Here is a 16,545-nt window from a genome sequence, read left to right as displayed (position 1 = left end):
ATGAATGAAAAAGAGAATCGTCAAGGAAGAGCCCGCTGGGCGGACGTGCAGCCGAAGCTGACTTCGGGGAATTGCGCTACCTAAACGCGGCCCGGTTAAAGGCCGGCGCGCACTATACCGGATTTTGCCCGAAATGGGAGCTTTTTTTATTGCCTGAATGCGTGTGTCACCGCTGTGTAACGGGGTTTTGCGGATAATCGTGCGAAGGGCTATTTTTCAAAGGCCCGGCCCTGCGGGCGATGACGCTTAAACGATTCACCGATGTGCGGCATACCGCCGCTGCCCCCCGCCCTTCCCGCCCGAGGATTTATCCATGAGTCAGCCCTGCCCCGGCCGCGTCAGCCGTGAACGTCGTGGTCATGTCCATCTGATCGGCCTGGACCGAGCGGCCAAACGCAATGCTTTCGACCTCGACCTGCTCAATGACCTGAGCCTGGCGTATGGCGAGTTCGAAGCCGACAGCGAGGCGCGGGTAGCCGTGGTGTTCGGGCACGGAGAACACTTTACCGCTGGTCTGGATCTGGTGAATGCCAGCTCCGCACTGGCGCAAGGCTGGCAGGTTCCGACCGGCGGTTGCGATCCGTGGGGTGTTTTTGTCGGGCCACGGGTGAGCAAACCGGTGATTGTCGCGGCGCAAGGGTACTGCCTGACCATCGGCATCGAGCTGATGCTGGCCGCCGATATCAACCTTTGCGCCAGCAACACCCGCTTCGCGCAAATGGAAGTACAGCGTGGGATCTTTCCTTTTGGTGGCGCGACTTTGCGTTTTCATCAGGTGGCGGGTTGGGGCAACGCCATGCGCTGGCTGCTGACCGGCGATGAGTTCGACGCGCACGATGCGTTGCGACTGGGCCTGGTACAGGAGGTGATGGCCAGCGAAGACCTGTTGCCTCGGGCCATCGAATTGGCTGAGCGGATTGCGCGGCAGGCACCGCTGGGTGTACAGGCAACGTTGATGTCGGCGCGGCAGGCGCGTTATGAAGGCGAGACGACGGCGGCCCAAGCGTTGCCGGCGTTGGTGAAGAAGTTGCTGGGCAGTGAGGATGCCAGGGAGGGAGTACGGTCGCTGGTGGAGCGGCGACCTGGAGTCTTTAAAGGTATTTGAAAGTATGGTGTCCGTGAGGACGTCATCGCGAGCAGGCTCACTCCTACAGAGGGAACGCATTCCAATGTAGGAGTGAGCCTGCTCGCGAAGGGGCCATCACTGACGACTCAAGTGGCCGGGCGAATCGCCTTGATCAACGACTCCAGCGAGTAACCCAACTGCGGCGCCAGTGCTTCGGCCCGGGCGCTCAGCGCCTGCAGGTCCAGCACCTGATCGAGATCCGCCGGCACAATCAGAATCACATTGCCCTCCTTCACCGGCAGCTCCCAGTAATGCCGGTGATAGAGCCCGCGCAGCAACGCTGCACCGAGCGGCTTGCCGTCATCCGTGGCCCACTGGTTGATCACCAGCCAGCCGCCCGGATTCAAGCGCTTCTGACAGTCGCCGAGAAAGCTCCAGGCCAGATGTCCGACACCCGGCCCGACATCGGTATAAAGGTCGACGAAAATCAGATCCGCAGGCTCGGCAGTCGGCAGCAGTTCCAGCGCATCGCCGACGCGGATGTACAAGCGCGGATCGTCATCCAGGCCAAGGTATTCGATGGCCAGACGCGGTACGTCCGGGCGCAGCTCGATGGCTTCAACATCTTCCAGTGGCAGGAACTTGAGGCAGGCCTGAGTCAGCGTACCAGCACCCAGCCCGAGGAACAGCGCACTCTCCGGCTGCTCATGACACAACGCACCAATCAGCATCGCCCGGGTGTAGTCGTATTCCAGCCAGCTCGGGTCGGCGGTGAACACACAGCTCTGCTCGATGGCATCGCCGAACTCCAGAAAGCGGTAATCGGCCACTTCCAGCACGCGAATCACGCCGAACTCATCCTGTACTTCGGCGAGCAGATGCTCGACGCGCTCCTCAGTCATTTCGTCTCCTGATGGTCACCGGGCGCGGTGACGCGATGGCACCGCTGTGGGGCCGTGGCAAAGCGGCGATTGTCGGCGAAGGAGCAGGAACAGGTCACGCACTAATTTGCTGCTACCATGGCCTTCCGTGCGTAGAACCTTAGAGACCGTGATGAGCCAACCGTGGAGCCCTGACAGCTGGCGTGCCCTGCCGATCCAGCAACAACCCCAATACCCCGACGCCGCGCATCTGCGCGTGGTCGAGCAAACCCTGGCCAGTTATCCGCCCCTGGTGTTTGCCGGCGAGGCGCGTGAACTGCGCCGTCAGTTTGCCGAAGTGACTCAGGGCCGGGCGTTCCTGCTACAGGGCGGCGACTGCGCGGAAAGCTTCGCCGAATTCTCTGCGGCAAAGATTCGCGACACTTTTAAAGTGCTGCTGCAAATGGCGATCGTCATGACCTTCGCTGCCGGTTGCCCGGTGGTCAAGGTCGGCCGCATGGCCGGTCAGTTCGCCAAACCACGTTCGGCCAATGACGAGACCATCGACGGCGTGACCCTGCCCGCCTACCGTGGTGACATCGTCAACGGCATCGGCTTCGACGAAAAAAGCCGCGTGCCGGATCCCGAGCGCCTGCTGCAGTCCTATCACCAGTCCACCGCGACGCTGAACCTGCTGCGCGCCTTTGCCCAGGGTGGCTTTGCCGACCTGCATCAAGTGCACAAGTGGAACCTCGATTTCATCGCCAACTCGGCGCTGGCCGAGAAGTACAGCCACCTCGCCGACCGCATCGATGAAACCCTGGCGTTCATGCGCGCCTGTGGCATGGACAGCTCGCCGCAACTGCGCGAAACCAGTTTCTTCACCGCCCACGAAGCGCTGCTGCTGAACTACGAAGAAGCCTTCGTACGCCGCGACAGCCTGACCAACGATTACTACGACTGCTCGGCGCACATGCTGTGGATCGGCGACCGCACCCGTCAGCTCGACGGCGCTCATGTCGAATTCCTGCGCGGGGTTAACAACCCGATCGGTGTCAAAGTCGGCCCGAGCATGAACCCCGACGACCTGATCCGCCTGATCGACGTCCTCAATCCGAGCAACGATCCGGGCCGCCTGAACCTGATCGCACGGATGGGCGCGAACAAGGTTGGCGATCACCTGCCGGCACTGATTCGCGCGGTGCAGCGTGAAGGCAAGCAAGTGCTGTGGAGCTCCGATCCGATGCACGGCAACACCATCAAGGCCAGCAGCGGCTACAAGACTCGCGACTTTGCGCAGATCCTTGGTGAAGTGAAACAGTTCTTCCAGGTGCACGAGGCCGAGGGCAGTTATGCCGGCGGGATTCACATCGAGATGACCGGGCAGAATGTCACCGAGTGCATTGGTGGGGCACGGCCGATTACTGAAGACGGTTTGTCGGATCGCTATCACACCCACTGCGATCCGCGGATGAATGCCGATCAGTCGCTGGAACTGGCATTCCTGATTGCCGAGACGCTGAAGCAAGTCCGCCGCTAAACCGCGCCGGCCCTATCGCGAGCAGGCTCACTCCTACAGGGGTAGCGCACTCCAATGTAGGAGTGAGCCTGCTCGCGATGGCTTCAGTTCAGTCACAGCCGATCTGTGCCAATGCCACCCGCAACCGCCCCGCACTCTCGCGCTGACAATTCAGCTGCACTCGCTCAAGCCCCAACCAATCTGCCATCTGCCGCAAATTCATGGCCAACGCCAACATCCCCTGATCATCCAGCCCCGACTCCTCCTCGTGCACCGCATGCACCGCCAACCGCCCGGACGCCCGTTCGGCGCGCAAGTCGACCCGCGCCGCAATCCGCTCATTGTGCAGAAACGGCAACACGTAATAGCCGTAAACCCGCTTGTCCTGCGGCGTGTAGATCTCCAGCCGATAGCGAAAATCAAACAGCCGCTCGGTGCGGCTACGCTCCCAGATCAGCGAGTCGAACGGCGACAGCAGCGCACTGGCCGTCACCTTGCGCGGGACCTTCGGCTCCGGCAGGCAATAGGCGATTTGTCGCCAGTCGGCGACCTCGCACAGCAGCAACTGTCCAGCCTCGACCAACTCGGCCAGACGCGGGCGCGCGTCAGTCGGATTCAAACGAAAGTAATCGCGCAGATCCTTTTCCGTACCCACACCCAACGCCTCAGCCGCGTGCAATAACAGTCCACGCTGCGCCTCGGCCTCATCAGCCACTGTCTGTTGCAGGATTGCGGAGGGAATCACCCGCTCCGGCAAATCATACAAACGCTCAAAACCCCGACGCCCGGCGACAGTCACTTCACCGGCGGCAAACAACCACTCCAGCGCATGCTTCTCTGCGCTCCAGTCCCACCACTGACCGGGCTTGTCTTCGCGAGTCGACAAACTGCCCGCCCCCAATGCACCCCGCTCTTCGACCGCAGTCAAAACCCGGCGAATGACCTCCTTCTGTTCAACACCAAACTTCGCCAGTTGCTGATAAATGTCTCTGCCATCCCGGGCCCGCTGCATGCGCCAGCCAAGCAACGGATACATCGACAGCGGCAACAGCGATGCTTCGTGCCCCCAGTATTCAAACAACGTGCGACGGCGCCCCGAACTCCAGGCAGCCTGGTCGAGCAAGTCGGAAGAATAGGCACCCAGACGGGAAAACAGTGGCAGGTAGTGCGAGCGCACCACGGCGTTGACGGAGTCGATTTGCAGCAGGCCCAGCCGTTCGATCAGCCGGTTGACGTGCGTTGCCTTGACGGTCGGCGGCTGGCGCCCGTTGAACCCTTGGGCAGCCAGTGCCAGACGTCGCGCCTGTTTGAGGGAAAAGGACAGTGTCGCGGGCATGAGCATCTCCTTGTCTGCTCGCAACCTACCTCAGTCCAGAAGGTTTTGTGTAGCGATGGCCTCATCATTTATGCATCGGATCATCCCAGAATGGCCGGATCGACTCGTGTTCGACGTCGGCACGACTGACCCCGATGTCCTTCAACGCTTCATCGCTCAAACTGGCGAGCAACTCGCGTTCACGATGAAGTTCGTACCAACGGCTAAACTTGTGCAGCAGGTCGGAAACCATATGGCCATGGCCGGAAAATTTTTCTTCGTCTACAAACTCTCTTTGACCTTTCATCATGTTGCCCTCCGTTTTGGATGGATCAAGTCTCGCGCCAGCGCTAAGATCAATCCAACGAATGTTTCTGATGGCATTCATCACGGAGATTCATCAATTGTCGGCCTACCCCAGTATCGATACCGATGTCCTGCGCACCTTTGTGGCGATTGCCGATCAAGGCGGTTTCACCCGCGCCGGTGAAATGGTCAACCGCACGCAATCGGCGGTGAGCATGCAGATGAAGCGTCTGGAAGAAGACGTGTTGCAACGCCAGTTGTTTGAACGTGACGGGCGTCAGGTGCGCCTGACCGCTGAAGGCCAAGTGCTGCTGGGATACGCGCGACGCATCCTCAAGCTGCACAGCGAAGTGTTCAACACCCTGCGCGAGCCACACATGGTCGGCACCGTGAAGATTGGCACGCCGGATGATTACGTGATGCGCTTTCTGCCGGGGATCCTCTCGCGATTCGCGCAGTTCTATCCGCTGATCCAGATCGAAGTGCATTGCGAGTCGACCAAACAGCTGCTGCAGCGCACCGATCTGGACCTGTCGATTGTCACCCGTGAACCGGGCAACGAAATCGGCCAGTTGCTGCGCAAAGAGCGGTTTGTCTGGGCCGAGGCGCAAAATTTCAGTGCCCACGAACAGACGCCGTTGCCCTTGGCGATGTTCAACAGTGACTGCTTCTGCCGTTTGTGGGCCTGCAATGCGCTGGACGCAATGGGCCGCGATTATCGAATCGCCTACAACAGCACCAGCCTGTCGGCACTGATGGCGGTGGTGAGCGCGGGCCTGGCGATCACCGCGCAACTGGAAAGCCTGATCACCCCGGACATGCGCATTCTCGGCGCCGATGAAGATCTGCCATTGCTGCCCGAGGCCAGCATCATGTTGATCCGCAACCTGAACAATCCGTCGCCGATCACCGAATGCCTGGCCGAACACATCGTCGAAGGTTTCAAACTTTAAACGTGAGCATCACCGCACACAGCACCAGAAAACCGCAGAACAGCCCACGCAGGAGTTTTTCCGGCAGTGCGTGGGCGACTTTCACGCCCCAACTGATGCTGGCCAGCCCGCCAATGGCCAGCGGCAAGCCGATCATCCAGTCCACTTCCTGATGCACCGCGTACGTGACCAAGGTCACGCCAGTACTCGGCAGTGCCAGTGCCAGCGACAAGCCTTGGGCGACCACTTGCGTGGTGCCAAACAGGCTGGTCAAGACCGGCGTCGCCACCACAGCCCCACCGACACCGAACAAACCGCCCATGGTTCCCGAGGCCGCACCGAGAACACCCAGCCACGGCCACGAATAACGCATCTCGGACGTTGCCGCCGGGCGTTTGCCGAACATCTTCAGCAGGTTATAGGCCGACAGCGCCACCAGAAACGCGACAAAGCCGATGCGCATGGTTTGCGCATCGATGCCAACCGCCCAGATCGAACCGAGCCAGGCGAAACAGAAGCCCATCACCGCCAACGGCAACGCATGACGCAATTCAATGCGATTGCGTTGGTGATAACGCCACAGCGCCAGCATCACGTTCGGCACCACCATCACCAGCGCCGTGCCTTGAGCAATTTGCTGATCGAGCCCGAACCACACGCCGAGCAGTGGAATGGCGATCAAGCCGCCACCGATGCCGAAGATGCCACCGAGTGTGCCCAGGGCGGCGCCGAACAGCAGGTACAACAAAAACTCCATCACAGCGAATTCCTCTTACGTCAGGCGATTCATCCTACGCAGTAGAGGCTGGCGGGGAAACGCACAGCAACGCACAATGGCTTTGCCGATTTCGCACAAGCGTTGAACCGATATGAATCCCAACCAATTGACCGAACAACTCGGGCTGTTTCTTGATGTGCTGGAAAGTGGCAGTTTTTCCGCGGCGTCCCGTCGTCATCCACTGACGCCTTCGGCGGTCGCGCGGCGCATCGACAGCCTGGAAAACGCGGTCGGCAGCCAATTGTTCATCCGCAGTACGCACGCGGTACTTGCCACACCTGCGGGCCTGGCTTTCGCAGAGCGGGCACGGCGGATTGTCGCCGAGTTACAACTGGCCCGCGCCGAAGCGGTTTCCCTGAGCAATGCGCCGGAGGGCTTGATTCGCATCGATGCCCCGGCAGCGTTCGGACGCAGGCACCTGGCCCCGGTGATTGCCGACTTTCTGCTGTTGTATCCGGGACTGGACGTGCAGTTACATCTGATCGACAGCTTTGTCGACATGCACGGCTCGAATCTGGGCAAGGTCGACCTGGTGCTGCGCGCCGGTCAATTGGCCGACACCCGTCTGGTTGCCACGCCACTGGCGAGCATGGTGCGCATCGCCTGCGCGAGTCCCGACTATCTCAAACAGCGCGGAATACCCGGCCATCCCGCGCAATTGACTGAACACGACGGTCTGGACTGGGACGGCCTCGCCCCGCCCTTCGCCTGGCGTTTCGAACTGGATGGGCAGATGCAACTGCATCGTCCGGCCCGCATCCGCATGAGCGCCAATAATGCCGAGGCTCTGGTCTGCGGCGCGCTGGCGGGGCTGGGGATTGCGCATCTGCCGACCTGGCTGGCCAGCGAATATCTGTTGCGCGGAGAACTGCTGCCGCTGTTTTGCGAAAACGGTCTGCCGAAACCAGAGACCACCGGAATCTATGCGCTGAGGATGGAACAGCAGACGAATTCGCGCAGTCGCTTGCTGCTGGAATACCTGAAAACCCGCTTCAGCCCGGTTCCGCCGTGGGATCTGGCGTTACAACGGGATTTTGGCCGGCACTAGCCGGTTGATAATTATCTGGCGCATTAAACATTCGGGCGCTAGATTCATGCCCATCACCGATCAAGGCTTTGACATGACTTCCGAACGCGACACCTGCGATGACTTGCTCCTGGACAACCAGGCCTGCTTCGCCCTGCATTCCACTTCGCTGATGATGACGAAAGTCTACAAGCCGATGCTGCAAGCCATCGGCCTGACCTATCCGCAGTATTTGGCGATGATGGTGTTGTGGGAGAAAGATGGTTTGACGGTAGGGGAAATCAGCACGCGACTGCTGACGGATCCGGGATCGCTGACGCCACTGCTCAAGCGCCTGGAAGGCGAAGGTTTGCTCAGCCGGACTCGCAGCCGCGAGGATGAGCGGGTGGTGATTGTTGAATTGACGGCACAGGGCCGCTCCTTGCGAGATAAAGCCCAAAGCATTCCGCAATGCATTCTCGGCGCCAGCGGCTTCACGATCGAGCGCCTGCAACATCTGCAATCAGAACTGCAGGCCCTGCGCAGCCATCTGCAAGACAGCCTGGTCTGAGCCCTCAATTCCAGTTGCACTACAAAAACCTGTGGGAGCCGGGCTTGCCCGCGATGGCGTGCTGTCAGCCGTCATAATTTCAACTGACACACCGTCATCGCGGGCAAGCCCGGCTCCCACAGGGTCTTTATCTTCTGATGAATGCTTGTCCGACTAAATTTTTTTACAGTCAGCCTCCTTTCCATCCATCGCTCTAGATCAATACTTCCGGCGCAGTAATGCACCACGCCGCGTCATGCATTTTCACTTTCTTCCAAAATTTATCTTGTGCACAAAATATTTGCGAGCTACATTTATCTCGTACTTACTTAGCGCGCAAATAATTAGCGCAACACATCACACTCGACGAGGCCCACACCATGCAAACTCTCTACACCGCAATCGCAACCTCCACTGGCGGCCGTGACGGTCGTGCGATCTCCAGCGACAACATTCTCGACGTCAAACTGGCCACCCCGAAAGAACTCGGTGGTGCTGGCGGCGCGGCGACCAACCCTGAGCAACTGTTCGCGGCGGGCTACTCGGCCTGCTTCATCGGCGCACTGAAATTCGTTGCCAGCCAGACCAAACGTAAAATCCCGGACGACGCTTCGATCACTGCCCACGTCGGTATCGGCCAAATCCCTGGCGGCTTCGGCCTCGACATCGACCTGCACATCAGCCTGCCGGGTCTGGAACAAGCCGATGCACAGAGCCTGGTTGAAGCGGCGCATCAGGTTTGCCCGTACTCCAACGCCACTCGCGGCAACGTTGACGTGCGCCTGCACACCACCGTTTGAAGCCATACGCAAATCCCAATGCAGGAGCGAGCCTGCTCGCGATAGCGGTAGTACAGTCAATGAAAATGTCGACTGTACTGAAGCCATCGCGAGCAGGCTCACTCCTACAGGGGGTCAGCGCAGTGACTCAAATTGCAGGCATAAAAAAGCCCGACTCAATGGTCGGGCTTTTTCTTTCCGCAAAAAGCAGTGCTTATTTGGCACGGCCTTTGTAGGAACCGCCTTCGCGGGTATCGATCTCGATCATGTCGCCGATTTCGATGAAGTCAGCAACCGACAGCTCGGTACCGTTCTTCAGTTTGGCAGGCTTCATCACCTTGCCGGAAGTGTCACCGCGAGCGGAACCTTCGGTGTAGTCAACCTGACGCACGATGGTGGTCGGCAGCTCTACGGAAACCAGACGCTCTTCGAAGAACACGGCTTCGCAAACGTCGGTCATGCCTTCTTCAACGAAAGGCAGAACGCTTTCGATGTCTTCGGCGTTCAGTTCGTACATGGTGTAGTCAGTGGTGTCCATGAACGTGTAGGTGTCACCGCTGATGAAAGACAGGGTGGCTTCTTTACGATCCAGGATCACGTCGTCCAGTTTGTCGTCCGCACCGTAAACGGTTTCGGTCTTGTAACCGGTCAGCAGGTTCTTCAGCTTGGTCTTCATGATCGCGCTGTTACGGCCCGACTTGGTGAATTCAGCTTTCTGAACCAGCCAAGGATCGTTGTCGATACGGATCACGGTACCGGGTTTGAGTTCTTTACCAGTTTTCATTGCGAATATCCGAATTTGGATGGGATTTACAAAAATCTAGGCCGCGTATCATATCCAATTTAGGTAAAACTGTACCAGCGCTGCGGCAAGATCCGCCTGCAAGCCTTGTTCCAGACACCATGCTTCGGCATTTTCCTGTAGCTCCGGCCAATGTTTACGGGCTTCGAGCCAGTGTCCGCCGATCGGCTGACCCGCACTCCAGGCCTGCCAGAGACCGTTCATCGCCTGCGCCGCGGCTGGCGACAGACCTTTCGAATATAGCGCGAGGAAGGCGTCGAGCTTGTCCAGGTGGATGTCTTCGTCTTGCTGATAGATGTGCCAAAGCATCGGGCGCCCCGCCCACTGCGCCCGGACGAACGAGTCTTCGCCGCGCACCGCATTGAAATCGCAGCACCAGAGCAGATGATCGTATTGATCCTGACGGACGAACGGCAGCACCTGCACGGTCAGCGCCTGACGCACATGTATAGCCCCCGCGTTGAGGGTCTCGACCCCGAGCCAACGCGCGACGTCGCCGAGAATCCGCCCTTCCGGTACCAGCAAGTGAGTGGCTGTCGCGTCGGCGGCCATCACGTCCAGCCAACTCGCCAGTCCGGCATTCTCGTAGGCAAACAGAGAAATCAGCTGTGCGTCGGGAGCTCGCTCGATCCCCAAACCTTGCAGGAATTGTCGCTGCGCTTGGGAATCCTGCTGAAATTGCCGACGCTGTTCGAGCAGTCCTCGTTCACGCAGCAGTCCGCCAGTGCCCGGCTGAAATCCCGGAAAGAAGAAGAACTTCTGCACCGACCTGTATTTCACCGACGGCAATCCGTGGCAGCCAATGACCCACTCCTCGGCACTGAGATAGTCGAGGTTCATCCACAAGGGCGGCTTTTCGCGACCGGCCATCGCGTCCATGTATTCGCTGGGCAACTGACAGGCGAACGCGGCGATCACCACGTCAGCGGCGTCGGTGTGCGGCCACTCGCTCGGCCAGTGCCGTACCTCCACGCCCTGCTGCCATTGTTGCGCGGCACTGATGTCGATCTCCGGGCAGATGCGTTCGAACGCGCGCAGATCATCGACCCACAGCCGCACCGCCAATGAATGCTCAACCACCAATTGCCGGGCCAGGCGCCAGGTCACGCCGATATCGCCATAGTTATCGACGACGGTGCAAAAAATATCCCAGCGGGTTTTCAGTTCCGACATTCAAGACTCCCGTTGGCAAAAGCACCGATTGTCCGCATAAATGACCTCGTGCAGAAGAGCCGACGCCGATTAATCTTCGTGCGACAATCGCCACTTGCCCGCAATCATCCGCCAGGAGGCAGCCATGCCCTATCGTCCCAACCCGCGTCGCCCCTTGCCTGTTCAGCTCAGCGCGCTGCATTTGACCGGCAGTATTGCCCTGGGCATATGGCTGGGCTTTTTGGCTATCGCGCTGACCTGCTGGCTGCTCTCGCGCTTTTTCTTCAACGAGCAACTGGCGCCAGTGGCCCAGGCCGTGCAGCAACTGGCCAACCCGCCGGCGGTACAACCGGTGCCGGATATTCCGCCGCAGAGTCCGTTGTTCGATCAGTACGAAGAAAACCTGCGCAAGAACGAGCAACAGAATCGTCTCGATCAGGCACGCAGCAGCAGCCGTAATCAATCGAATCCGAAATGCCAGTTCTGGCTGCAACAGGACCAGACCGCGCCAAACGAAAAGAGCCGCGCCAACGTTTTGCAATTTTGCGACTGATCATGAACAAACACACTGTCCACCAATTGATTCTCGACAAGCTGCGCATCGACCTCGATATCGCCGAACGCGCCGCCCAAACCGCTTACGAAACCGCGACTCACGAAGAGAACATCGCCGAAAACAAATACGACACCCTGGGTCTTGAGGCGTCTTATCTGGCGGCCGGGCAAGCAAAACGCGTTGAGGAGATCCGTCAGTCATTGGCGCTGTGCCAGAACCTGACGCTGCGCGCCTATGACGAAAATCGGGGAATAGAGATCGGCGCCCTGCTCGGCCTGGAAGACGAAAAGGGTCGCGAGCAATGGCTGTTTCTGGCGCCGGATGCGGCGGGGCTGAAAGTCGACGTGGTCGGTCAGCCGATTACCGTCATCACCCCGCGCTCGCCCATGGGCAAAAGCCTGCTGGGCAAATTCGAGGGTGACGAGGTGGAGATTCTGGTGGCGGGCACCCGGCAACAGTTTGCTGTCACCGAGGTGCTTTGAAGCGGGGACTTAGTGAACCGGCAGCTCGACGCCGTCGAACAGCTCTTCCAGCTCTTGCTTGTTGTGGCACTGGATGGCTTTGGCCATCACTTCGCGGGTCAGGTGCGGAGCAAACTTCTCGATGAAGTCGCACATGAAACCACGCAGGAACGTACCGCGACGGAAACCGATCTTGGTGATGCTCGATTCGAACAGCTCGCTGGCATCCAGCACCACCAGATCGTTGTCGAGTTTGGTATCAACGGCCATTTTGGCGACGATGCCCACACCCAGGCCCAGACGCACGTAGGTTTTGATTACGTCGGCGTCGGCAGCGGTGAACACCACTTTCGGCGTCAGGCCACGATGGCTGAACGCTTCGTCGAGTTTCGAACGGCCAGTGAAACCGAACACGTACGTCACGATCGGGTATTCGGCGAGCGCTTCGAGGGTCAGCTTCGGCAGCTTGGTCAGGGGATGGCCCTGCGGCACGACCACACAGCGGTTCCAGCGATAGCACGGCATCATCACCAGATCACCGAACAACTCCAGCGCTTCGGTGGCGATGGCGAAATCGACAGTGCCGTCAGCGGCCATTTCAGCGATCTGCATCGGCGAACCCTGGTGCATGTGCAGCGCCACGTCCGGATATTGCTTGATGAAATTGCTGATCACCGGCGGCAGTGCATAACGTGCCTGGGTGTGAGTAGTCGCGATCGACAGGGTGCCTTTCTTCTCGTTGGAGAATTCCTGGGCAATCTGCTTGATGCTTTCAACCTTGCGCAGAATCTCACCGGCAGTGGTGATGATGCGCTCGCCGGCTGGCGTGACGCGGGTCAGGTGCTTGCCGCTACGGGCGAACACTTCAACGCCGAGTTCATCTTCCAGCAGGCGGATTTGTTTACTGATACCCGGTTGCGAGGTGTAAAGGCTTTGGGCTGTAGCGGAAACGTTGAGGTCGTGGTGCGCCACTTCCCAGATGTAGCGCAATTGTTGAAGCTTCATATGTATCCCTCAAAGCAGTAAGACGCCACGGGCATCAGCGACGGTATATAACTATATTAATGGTTTGAATAATAAATCTAGAACTTTTTTATCAAAAGGCCATTAATCCTGCCTCAGCGATCCTCCCGCCGCCGACGCTCCACCAGCGGCACCAGATAAACCGGCACCTTGGACAATTGCAGGACCCGCGTCGCCGTGCGACCCAACGGCGTTTCCGCGCCCACCCCGTGGCTGTGACTTCCTACGATCAGCAAATCGACAGAGAGTTTCTGCACCTGGTCAAGAATCACCTGCGACGGATCGCCCTGCAGCACGCGTACCGCGCGAATGCGCTGCAGATCCTGCTCGCCCTCCTCGCCCAGTTCTTCGCGAAAGCTCTCCAGCACCCGCTGCTCGATATTGGCGATGACTGTTTTCAGACCCTCGCTGTGAAATTCGTTCAATGCCTGCTCGTCGAGATAACTCTGCAGCACCGACTCGGCAAACAACCCCATCGGCTCCACCGCGTGCACCACGTACAAGTCGGCATTGAATGTTCGCGCCAAAGCCAGGGCGTGCTGCATCACTAACGGTGCGTAAAGACCGAGGTCAGTGGCATACAGCATCGAACGAATCATATGACCTCCTCGCAAGCCAACATGGCGGAGATTTGATTCAGCTTAGCAGTGCCTTGACGAGTACGACGTGCGACGCAACGTCTTGAAGCACAGGGGCTTTAGATCGATGGTTCGTTGCTGATGCCGTGGGGCACGTGGCCGGTGGCGACCACTTCGCGGGCGAGTTCGCAGTGGCCGGCCTGATCGTCGAAGAACACGTCGGCGGCAAACGCTTCGAGAAACGCCGATTTGGTCAGGCCACCGAGGAACAGAGATTCGTCGAGGCGGATGTCCCATTCCCGCAACGTGCGGATCACCCGCTCATGTGCCGGCGCCGAACGCGCCGTGACCAGTGCCGTGCGGATCGGGCAGTCGTCGTCGGGGAACTCGCGTTGCAACAGATTGAGCGCCGCCAGAAAGCCCTTGAACGGCCCGCCGCGCAACGGTTCGCGCGCCGCCTCGCGCTCCTTGGCCTGAAACGCTTCGAGTCCGCCGGATTGATAGATGCGCTCTGACTCGTCGGAAAAAATCACTGCGTCACCGTCGAAGGCGATGCGCAATTCATCGCTGGCCGCACGACTGGCGCCCCCGGACAAAATGGTCGCGGCGGCGAAACCGGCGTCCAGTGCTGCACGCACATCCTCAGCGTGAGTCGATAGAAACAAGTCGCAACCAAAGGCTTTCAGATACGGATAAGGACTGCGCCCGCCGACAAACGCTGCGCGGGAAATCGCCAGGCCGTAGTGATGAATCGAGTTGAACACGCGCAACCCGGTGTCGGCGCTGTTGCGCGACACCAGAATCACCTCGACCCGGGCGCGGCCGAGGCGACTGTTCAGGCTCAGAAGTTTTTCCACCAGGGGGAAGGCATCGCCGGGCGCGAGGATCTCGTCTTCGTGCTCGATCTGATATTGCCGATAGGCTTCAACGCCGCTCGACAGATAAACCTTGTGGCTCTCGCTCAGGTCGAACAAGGCGCGCGACGAGATCGCCAGCACCAGTTTGTCATCAATGTTCTTCGCCATGTTTCCCCCAGCACCCGCAAAAAAAACAACTCAAGTGTTGCGTCGATCAATAAAGCTCAATGCCCGATACAGCGCCTCTATTCGCGGCAGTTCACACCCTGCCGCTTTGGCTGCCGCCAACGGCCTGACGTAAATCGCCTCCAGTTCCAGCGGTCGCTTGTGCAAAAAGTCGTGGTACATGCTCGGCCAGTAATCGGCCATTTTCTCGGTCATCGTAAACAGGAAGTCGGCGTAACCAGGTGGCACTTCCAGACCGCAGGCCTTGGCGCCCTGCACCACTTCGGCCATCAACGCCTGAATCAGCGCGCGGCTGTCGACATCGGCCATCAGCGGCGTAGTGCTGGCGCCGAGCATTACCGAGAGACCGTTATAAGGGATGTTCCAGACCAGTTTCTGCCAGCGAGCCAGATACAGATTGGGCATCGCCTGGGAATCGATGCCGGCGGCGCGAAACAGCCCCGAGCCTTCCTCGACAAGTGCCATACGCGCAGCGTCGTCGGTAGCCGGACCGCTGTGGTAAGCGACGTTCACCGCGCCAAGTGCCTGGTGGGTGATTTGCCCGGGGCCGTCGCGATGCACGCAGATCAGGCACAGACCACCGAGCAGATGCAGCGAGTCAGGCAGCAGTTCACGCAGGCTGTCCTCGACGTCGAGGCCGTTTTGCAGCACCAGCACTTTCGCGTCGGGCTTTGCCGCGTGAATGATCGACGGAGCAAGACCGGCATTGCTGGTGGTCTTGGCGCCCACCAGCAGCCAGTCGCACTTGGGCATGTCTTCAGCAGAAGAGTAGGCCTGCACCGGGTTGAGCGTCAGCAGGCCATGCACCGCGCTGTCCACCTGCAAGCCGCGTTCGGCCACCGCAGAAAACTCGCTGCGCAACAGAAAGTGCACATCGAAGCCGGCGCGCGCCAGCATCATGCCGTAAAACCCGCCGATGGCGCCGGTGCCGATAATCCCCACCACCGGTTTATTGATTGTCCCCATTTATGGCAACTCCTCTGCAATTCGACCCAGTGCCTGCGCCAACGCCGCGTTCAGCGCGTCGGCCGTCAGGCGCGTGTGCAATGCCCCAAAGAACTCGCCGTCGCGCACGACAAACAACGCCGGCAAATGAAAGACCTGATAACGCTCGACCAACCCGCCGTTGTTGCCGGCGTCGATCCAGCACAAACGCTCGATCGCCAGATCGAACCCCGGCAACACTTCGCGGGCAAACCGGCAACTGGCGCAGCCGACGCTGGTGAAAATCACCAGCGAAACACCGCTCATCGCCAACAGCCGTTGGTCGGCGTCGAAATCGGTCAGTTCGGATTCGACCACTATACTGGGGGAAACAATGTCAAATGGCCGACACAGGGAGTCTGTGCTCATGGGACGTTTCATTCCTCATCCGGACGAGGTGCCGGTTGAATTAACCTTGCTCAAGCCTGAGTGTATTTCCAGGCAACAGCTGCACACTATCAGCCTCGGCGGCATCGCTTGCAATTACCACCGTGCCTGGCGCCATGGCACGGCTCTGCAAGTGCGCATGCCGACACTGAATGCCGACATCTGTTATCCGGGCTATGTGGCGTGGTGTCTGCGGCGAAAAAAAGGTTATCTGGTGGGGATCGCGTTCACCGACGAACAAACGCTGTTCAGCGCGCGAATGGGTGAGCAAGTGTGTCAGATCGAACGCTACTGCCGCATGAACGACGCCCACGATGACCTGCAGGATATTCAGGCGCTGGCCCTGCAATGGGTCGAACAACATGCCGATGAGTTCTCCCACGACAGCGTTCGCAAGGCTTTTGCCCAGCCAGTGCTGGATTAAAGCGGCGTTTGCCCATTGTCGAGC

Annotated in this window: 20 protein-coding genes; 9 read left to right on the top strand and 11 right to left on the bottom strand. The window is 59.4% G+C overall.

The window, feature by feature from the left end; all coding sequences use genetic code 11:
* Positions 1 to 313: 313 nt before the first annotated feature.
* The gene (locus tag JFT86_RS15665) at positions 314 to 1,105 is read left to right on the top strand and encodes a crotonase/enoyl-CoA hydratase family protein (protein ID WP_201237357.1); all 792 of its coding nucleotides are present in this window, start codon (positions 314 to 316) and stop codon (positions 1,103 to 1,105) included.
* Between the two features lie 107 nt (positions 1,106 to 1,212).
* Here JFT86_RS15665 and JFT86_RS15660 read toward each other — a convergent pair whose 3' ends face one another.
* Positions 1,213 to 1,968 carry a spermidine synthase gene (locus tag JFT86_RS15660; RefSeq protein ID WP_201237356.1) on the bottom strand — a complete coding sequence of 252 codons (756 nt, stop codon included), beginning with the start codon at positions 1,966 to 1,968 and terminating at the stop codon, positions 1,213 to 1,215.
* 151 nt (positions 1,969 to 2,119) lie between these two features.
* Between JFT86_RS15660 and JFT86_RS15655 the strand changes: the two genes are divergently transcribed.
* Positions 2,120 to 3,466, top strand: coding sequence for a 3-deoxy-7-phosphoheptulonate synthase class II (locus JFT86_RS15655; RefSeq protein ID WP_201237355.1), 1,347 nt, complete (start codon positions 2,120 to 2,122; stop codon positions 3,464 to 3,466).
* Between the two features lie 88 nt (positions 3,467 to 3,554).
* Here JFT86_RS15655 and JFT86_RS15650 read toward each other — a convergent pair whose 3' ends face one another.
* Both JFT86_RS15650 and JFT86_RS15645 read right to left on the bottom strand, forming a co-directional pair.
* Complete coding sequence (locus JFT86_RS15650; RefSeq protein WP_201237354.1) at positions 3,555 to 4,781, bottom strand: winged helix-turn-helix domain-containing protein; 1,227 nt, start codon at positions 4,779 to 4,781, stop codon at positions 3,555 to 3,557.
* A 64-nt stretch (positions 4,782 to 4,845) separates the two neighbouring features.
* The gene (locus JFT86_RS15645; RefSeq protein WP_201237353.1) at positions 4,846 to 5,067 is read right to left on the bottom strand and encodes a DUF1127 domain-containing protein; all 222 of its coding nucleotides are present in this window, start codon (positions 5,065 to 5,067) and stop codon (positions 4,846 to 4,848) included.
* 97 nt (positions 5,068 to 5,164) lie between these two features.
* On the opposite strand from JFT86_RS15645, the gene JFT86_RS15640 reads away from it, so the two are divergent.
* The gene (locus JFT86_RS15640) at positions 5,165 to 6,019 is read left to right on the top strand and encodes a LysR substrate-binding domain-containing protein (protein WP_201238607.1); all 855 of its coding nucleotides are present in this window, start codon (positions 5,165 to 5,167) and stop codon (positions 6,017 to 6,019) included.
* Here the strand turns inward: JFT86_RS15640 and JFT86_RS15635 are convergent.
* The gene (locus JFT86_RS15635; RefSeq protein ID WP_201237352.1) at positions 6,009 to 6,758 is read right to left on the bottom strand and encodes a sulfite exporter TauE/SafE family protein; all 750 of its coding nucleotides are present in this window, start codon (positions 6,756 to 6,758) and stop codon (positions 6,009 to 6,011) included. The genes JFT86_RS15640 and JFT86_RS15635 overlap by 11 nt on opposite strands.
* A gap of 109 nt (positions 6,759 to 6,867) precedes the next feature.
* On the opposite strand from JFT86_RS15635, the gene JFT86_RS15630 reads away from it, so the two are divergent.
* From JFT86_RS15630 to JFT86_RS15620, 3 genes are all read left to right on the top strand, one after another.
* Positions 6,868 to 7,824 carry a LysR family transcriptional regulator gene (locus JFT86_RS15630; RefSeq protein ID WP_201237351.1) on the top strand — a complete coding sequence of 319 codons (957 nt, stop codon included), beginning with the start codon at positions 6,868 to 6,870 and terminating at the stop codon, positions 7,822 to 7,824.
* Between the two features lie 73 nt (positions 7,825 to 7,897).
* Positions 7,898 to 8,353: a MarR family transcriptional regulator gene (locus JFT86_RS15625; RefSeq protein WP_201237350.1), complete on the top strand. Its 456-nt coding sequence runs from the start codon at positions 7,898 to 7,900 to the stop codon at positions 8,351 to 8,353.
* Positions 8,354 to 8,712: 359 nt separating this feature from the next.
* Positions 8,713 to 9,132, top strand: a complete 420-nt coding sequence (locus JFT86_RS15620) for an organic hydroperoxide resistance protein (protein ID WP_007964807.1) — start codon at positions 8,713 to 8,715, stop codon at positions 9,130 to 9,132.
* 193 nt (positions 9,133 to 9,325) lie between these two features.
* Here JFT86_RS15620 and JFT86_RS15615 read toward each other — a convergent pair whose 3' ends face one another.
* The gene (locus JFT86_RS15615; RefSeq protein WP_003226785.1) at positions 9,326 to 9,895 is read right to left on the bottom strand and encodes an elongation factor P; all 570 of its coding nucleotides are present in this window, start codon (positions 9,893 to 9,895) and stop codon (positions 9,326 to 9,328) included.
* A gap of 48 nt (positions 9,896 to 9,943) precedes the next feature.
* Positions 9,944 to 11,086 (bottom strand): elongation factor P maturation arginine rhamnosyltransferase EarP, encoded by a 1,143-nt coding sequence (gene earP, locus JFT86_RS15610; protein ID WP_201237349.1) that lies wholly within the window; start codon positions 11,084 to 11,086, stop codon positions 9,944 to 9,946.
* A gap of 124 nt (positions 11,087 to 11,210) precedes the next feature.
* Between earP and JFT86_RS15605 the strand changes: the two genes are divergently transcribed.
* A complete protein-coding gene (locus JFT86_RS15605; RefSeq protein ID WP_201237348.1) occupies positions 11,211 to 11,618 on the top strand; it encodes a hypothetical protein in 408 nt (135 codons plus the stop codon).
* A 2-nt stretch (positions 11,619 to 11,620) separates the two neighbouring features.
* The gene (locus tag JFT86_RS15600; RefSeq protein WP_201237347.1) at positions 11,621 to 12,103 is read left to right on the top strand and encodes a GreA/GreB family elongation factor; all 483 of its coding nucleotides are present in this window, start codon (positions 11,621 to 11,623) and stop codon (positions 12,101 to 12,103) included.
* A gap of 9 nt (positions 12,104 to 12,112) precedes the next feature.
* Here JFT86_RS15600 and cysB read toward each other — a convergent pair whose 3' ends face one another.
* The 5 genes from cysB to JFT86_RS15575 form a co-directional block, all read right to left on the bottom strand.
* The gene (gene cysB / locus JFT86_RS15595; RefSeq protein ID WP_007908591.1) at positions 12,113 to 13,087 is read right to left on the bottom strand and encodes an HTH-type transcriptional regulator CysB; all 975 of its coding nucleotides are present in this window, start codon (positions 13,085 to 13,087) and stop codon (positions 12,113 to 12,115) included.
* Between the two features lie 113 nt (positions 13,088 to 13,200).
* Entirely contained in the window at positions 13,201 to 13,704 is a 504-nt protein-coding gene (locus tag JFT86_RS15590; RefSeq protein WP_201237346.1) for a universal stress protein, read from the bottom strand.
* A gap of 98 nt (positions 13,705 to 13,802) precedes the next feature.
* Positions 13,803 to 14,708, bottom strand: coding sequence for a 5'-nucleotidase (locus tag JFT86_RS15585; protein ID WP_201237345.1), 906 nt, complete (start codon positions 14,706 to 14,708; stop codon positions 13,803 to 13,805).
* 30 nt (positions 14,709 to 14,738) lie between these two features.
* Positions 14,739 to 15,692 carry a putative 2-dehydropantoate 2-reductase gene (locus JFT86_RS15580; RefSeq protein ID WP_201237344.1) on the bottom strand — a complete coding sequence of 318 codons (954 nt, stop codon included), beginning with the start codon at positions 15,690 to 15,692 and terminating at the stop codon, positions 14,739 to 14,741.
* The gene (locus tag JFT86_RS15575) at positions 15,693 to 16,079 is read right to left on the bottom strand and encodes a thioredoxin family protein (RefSeq protein ID WP_201237343.1); all 387 of its coding nucleotides are present in this window, start codon (positions 16,077 to 16,079) and stop codon (positions 15,693 to 15,695) included.
* Between JFT86_RS15575 and JFT86_RS15570 the strand changes: the two genes are divergently transcribed.
* Positions 16,078 to 16,521 (top strand): PilZ domain-containing protein, encoded by a 444-nt coding sequence (locus JFT86_RS15570; RefSeq protein ID WP_123587442.1) that lies wholly within the window; start codon positions 16,078 to 16,080, stop codon positions 16,519 to 16,521. The genes JFT86_RS15575 and JFT86_RS15570 overlap by 2 nt on opposite strands.
* Positions 16,522 to 16,545: the final 24 nt, after the last annotated feature.

The sequence above is a fragment of the Pseudomonas sp. TH06 genome (assembly GCF_016651305.1).
Classification (GTDB): Bacteria; Pseudomonadota; Gammaproteobacteria; order Pseudomonadales; family Pseudomonadaceae; genus Aquipseudomonas.
This window is presented reverse-complemented; position numbering and strand designations above follow the sequence as displayed.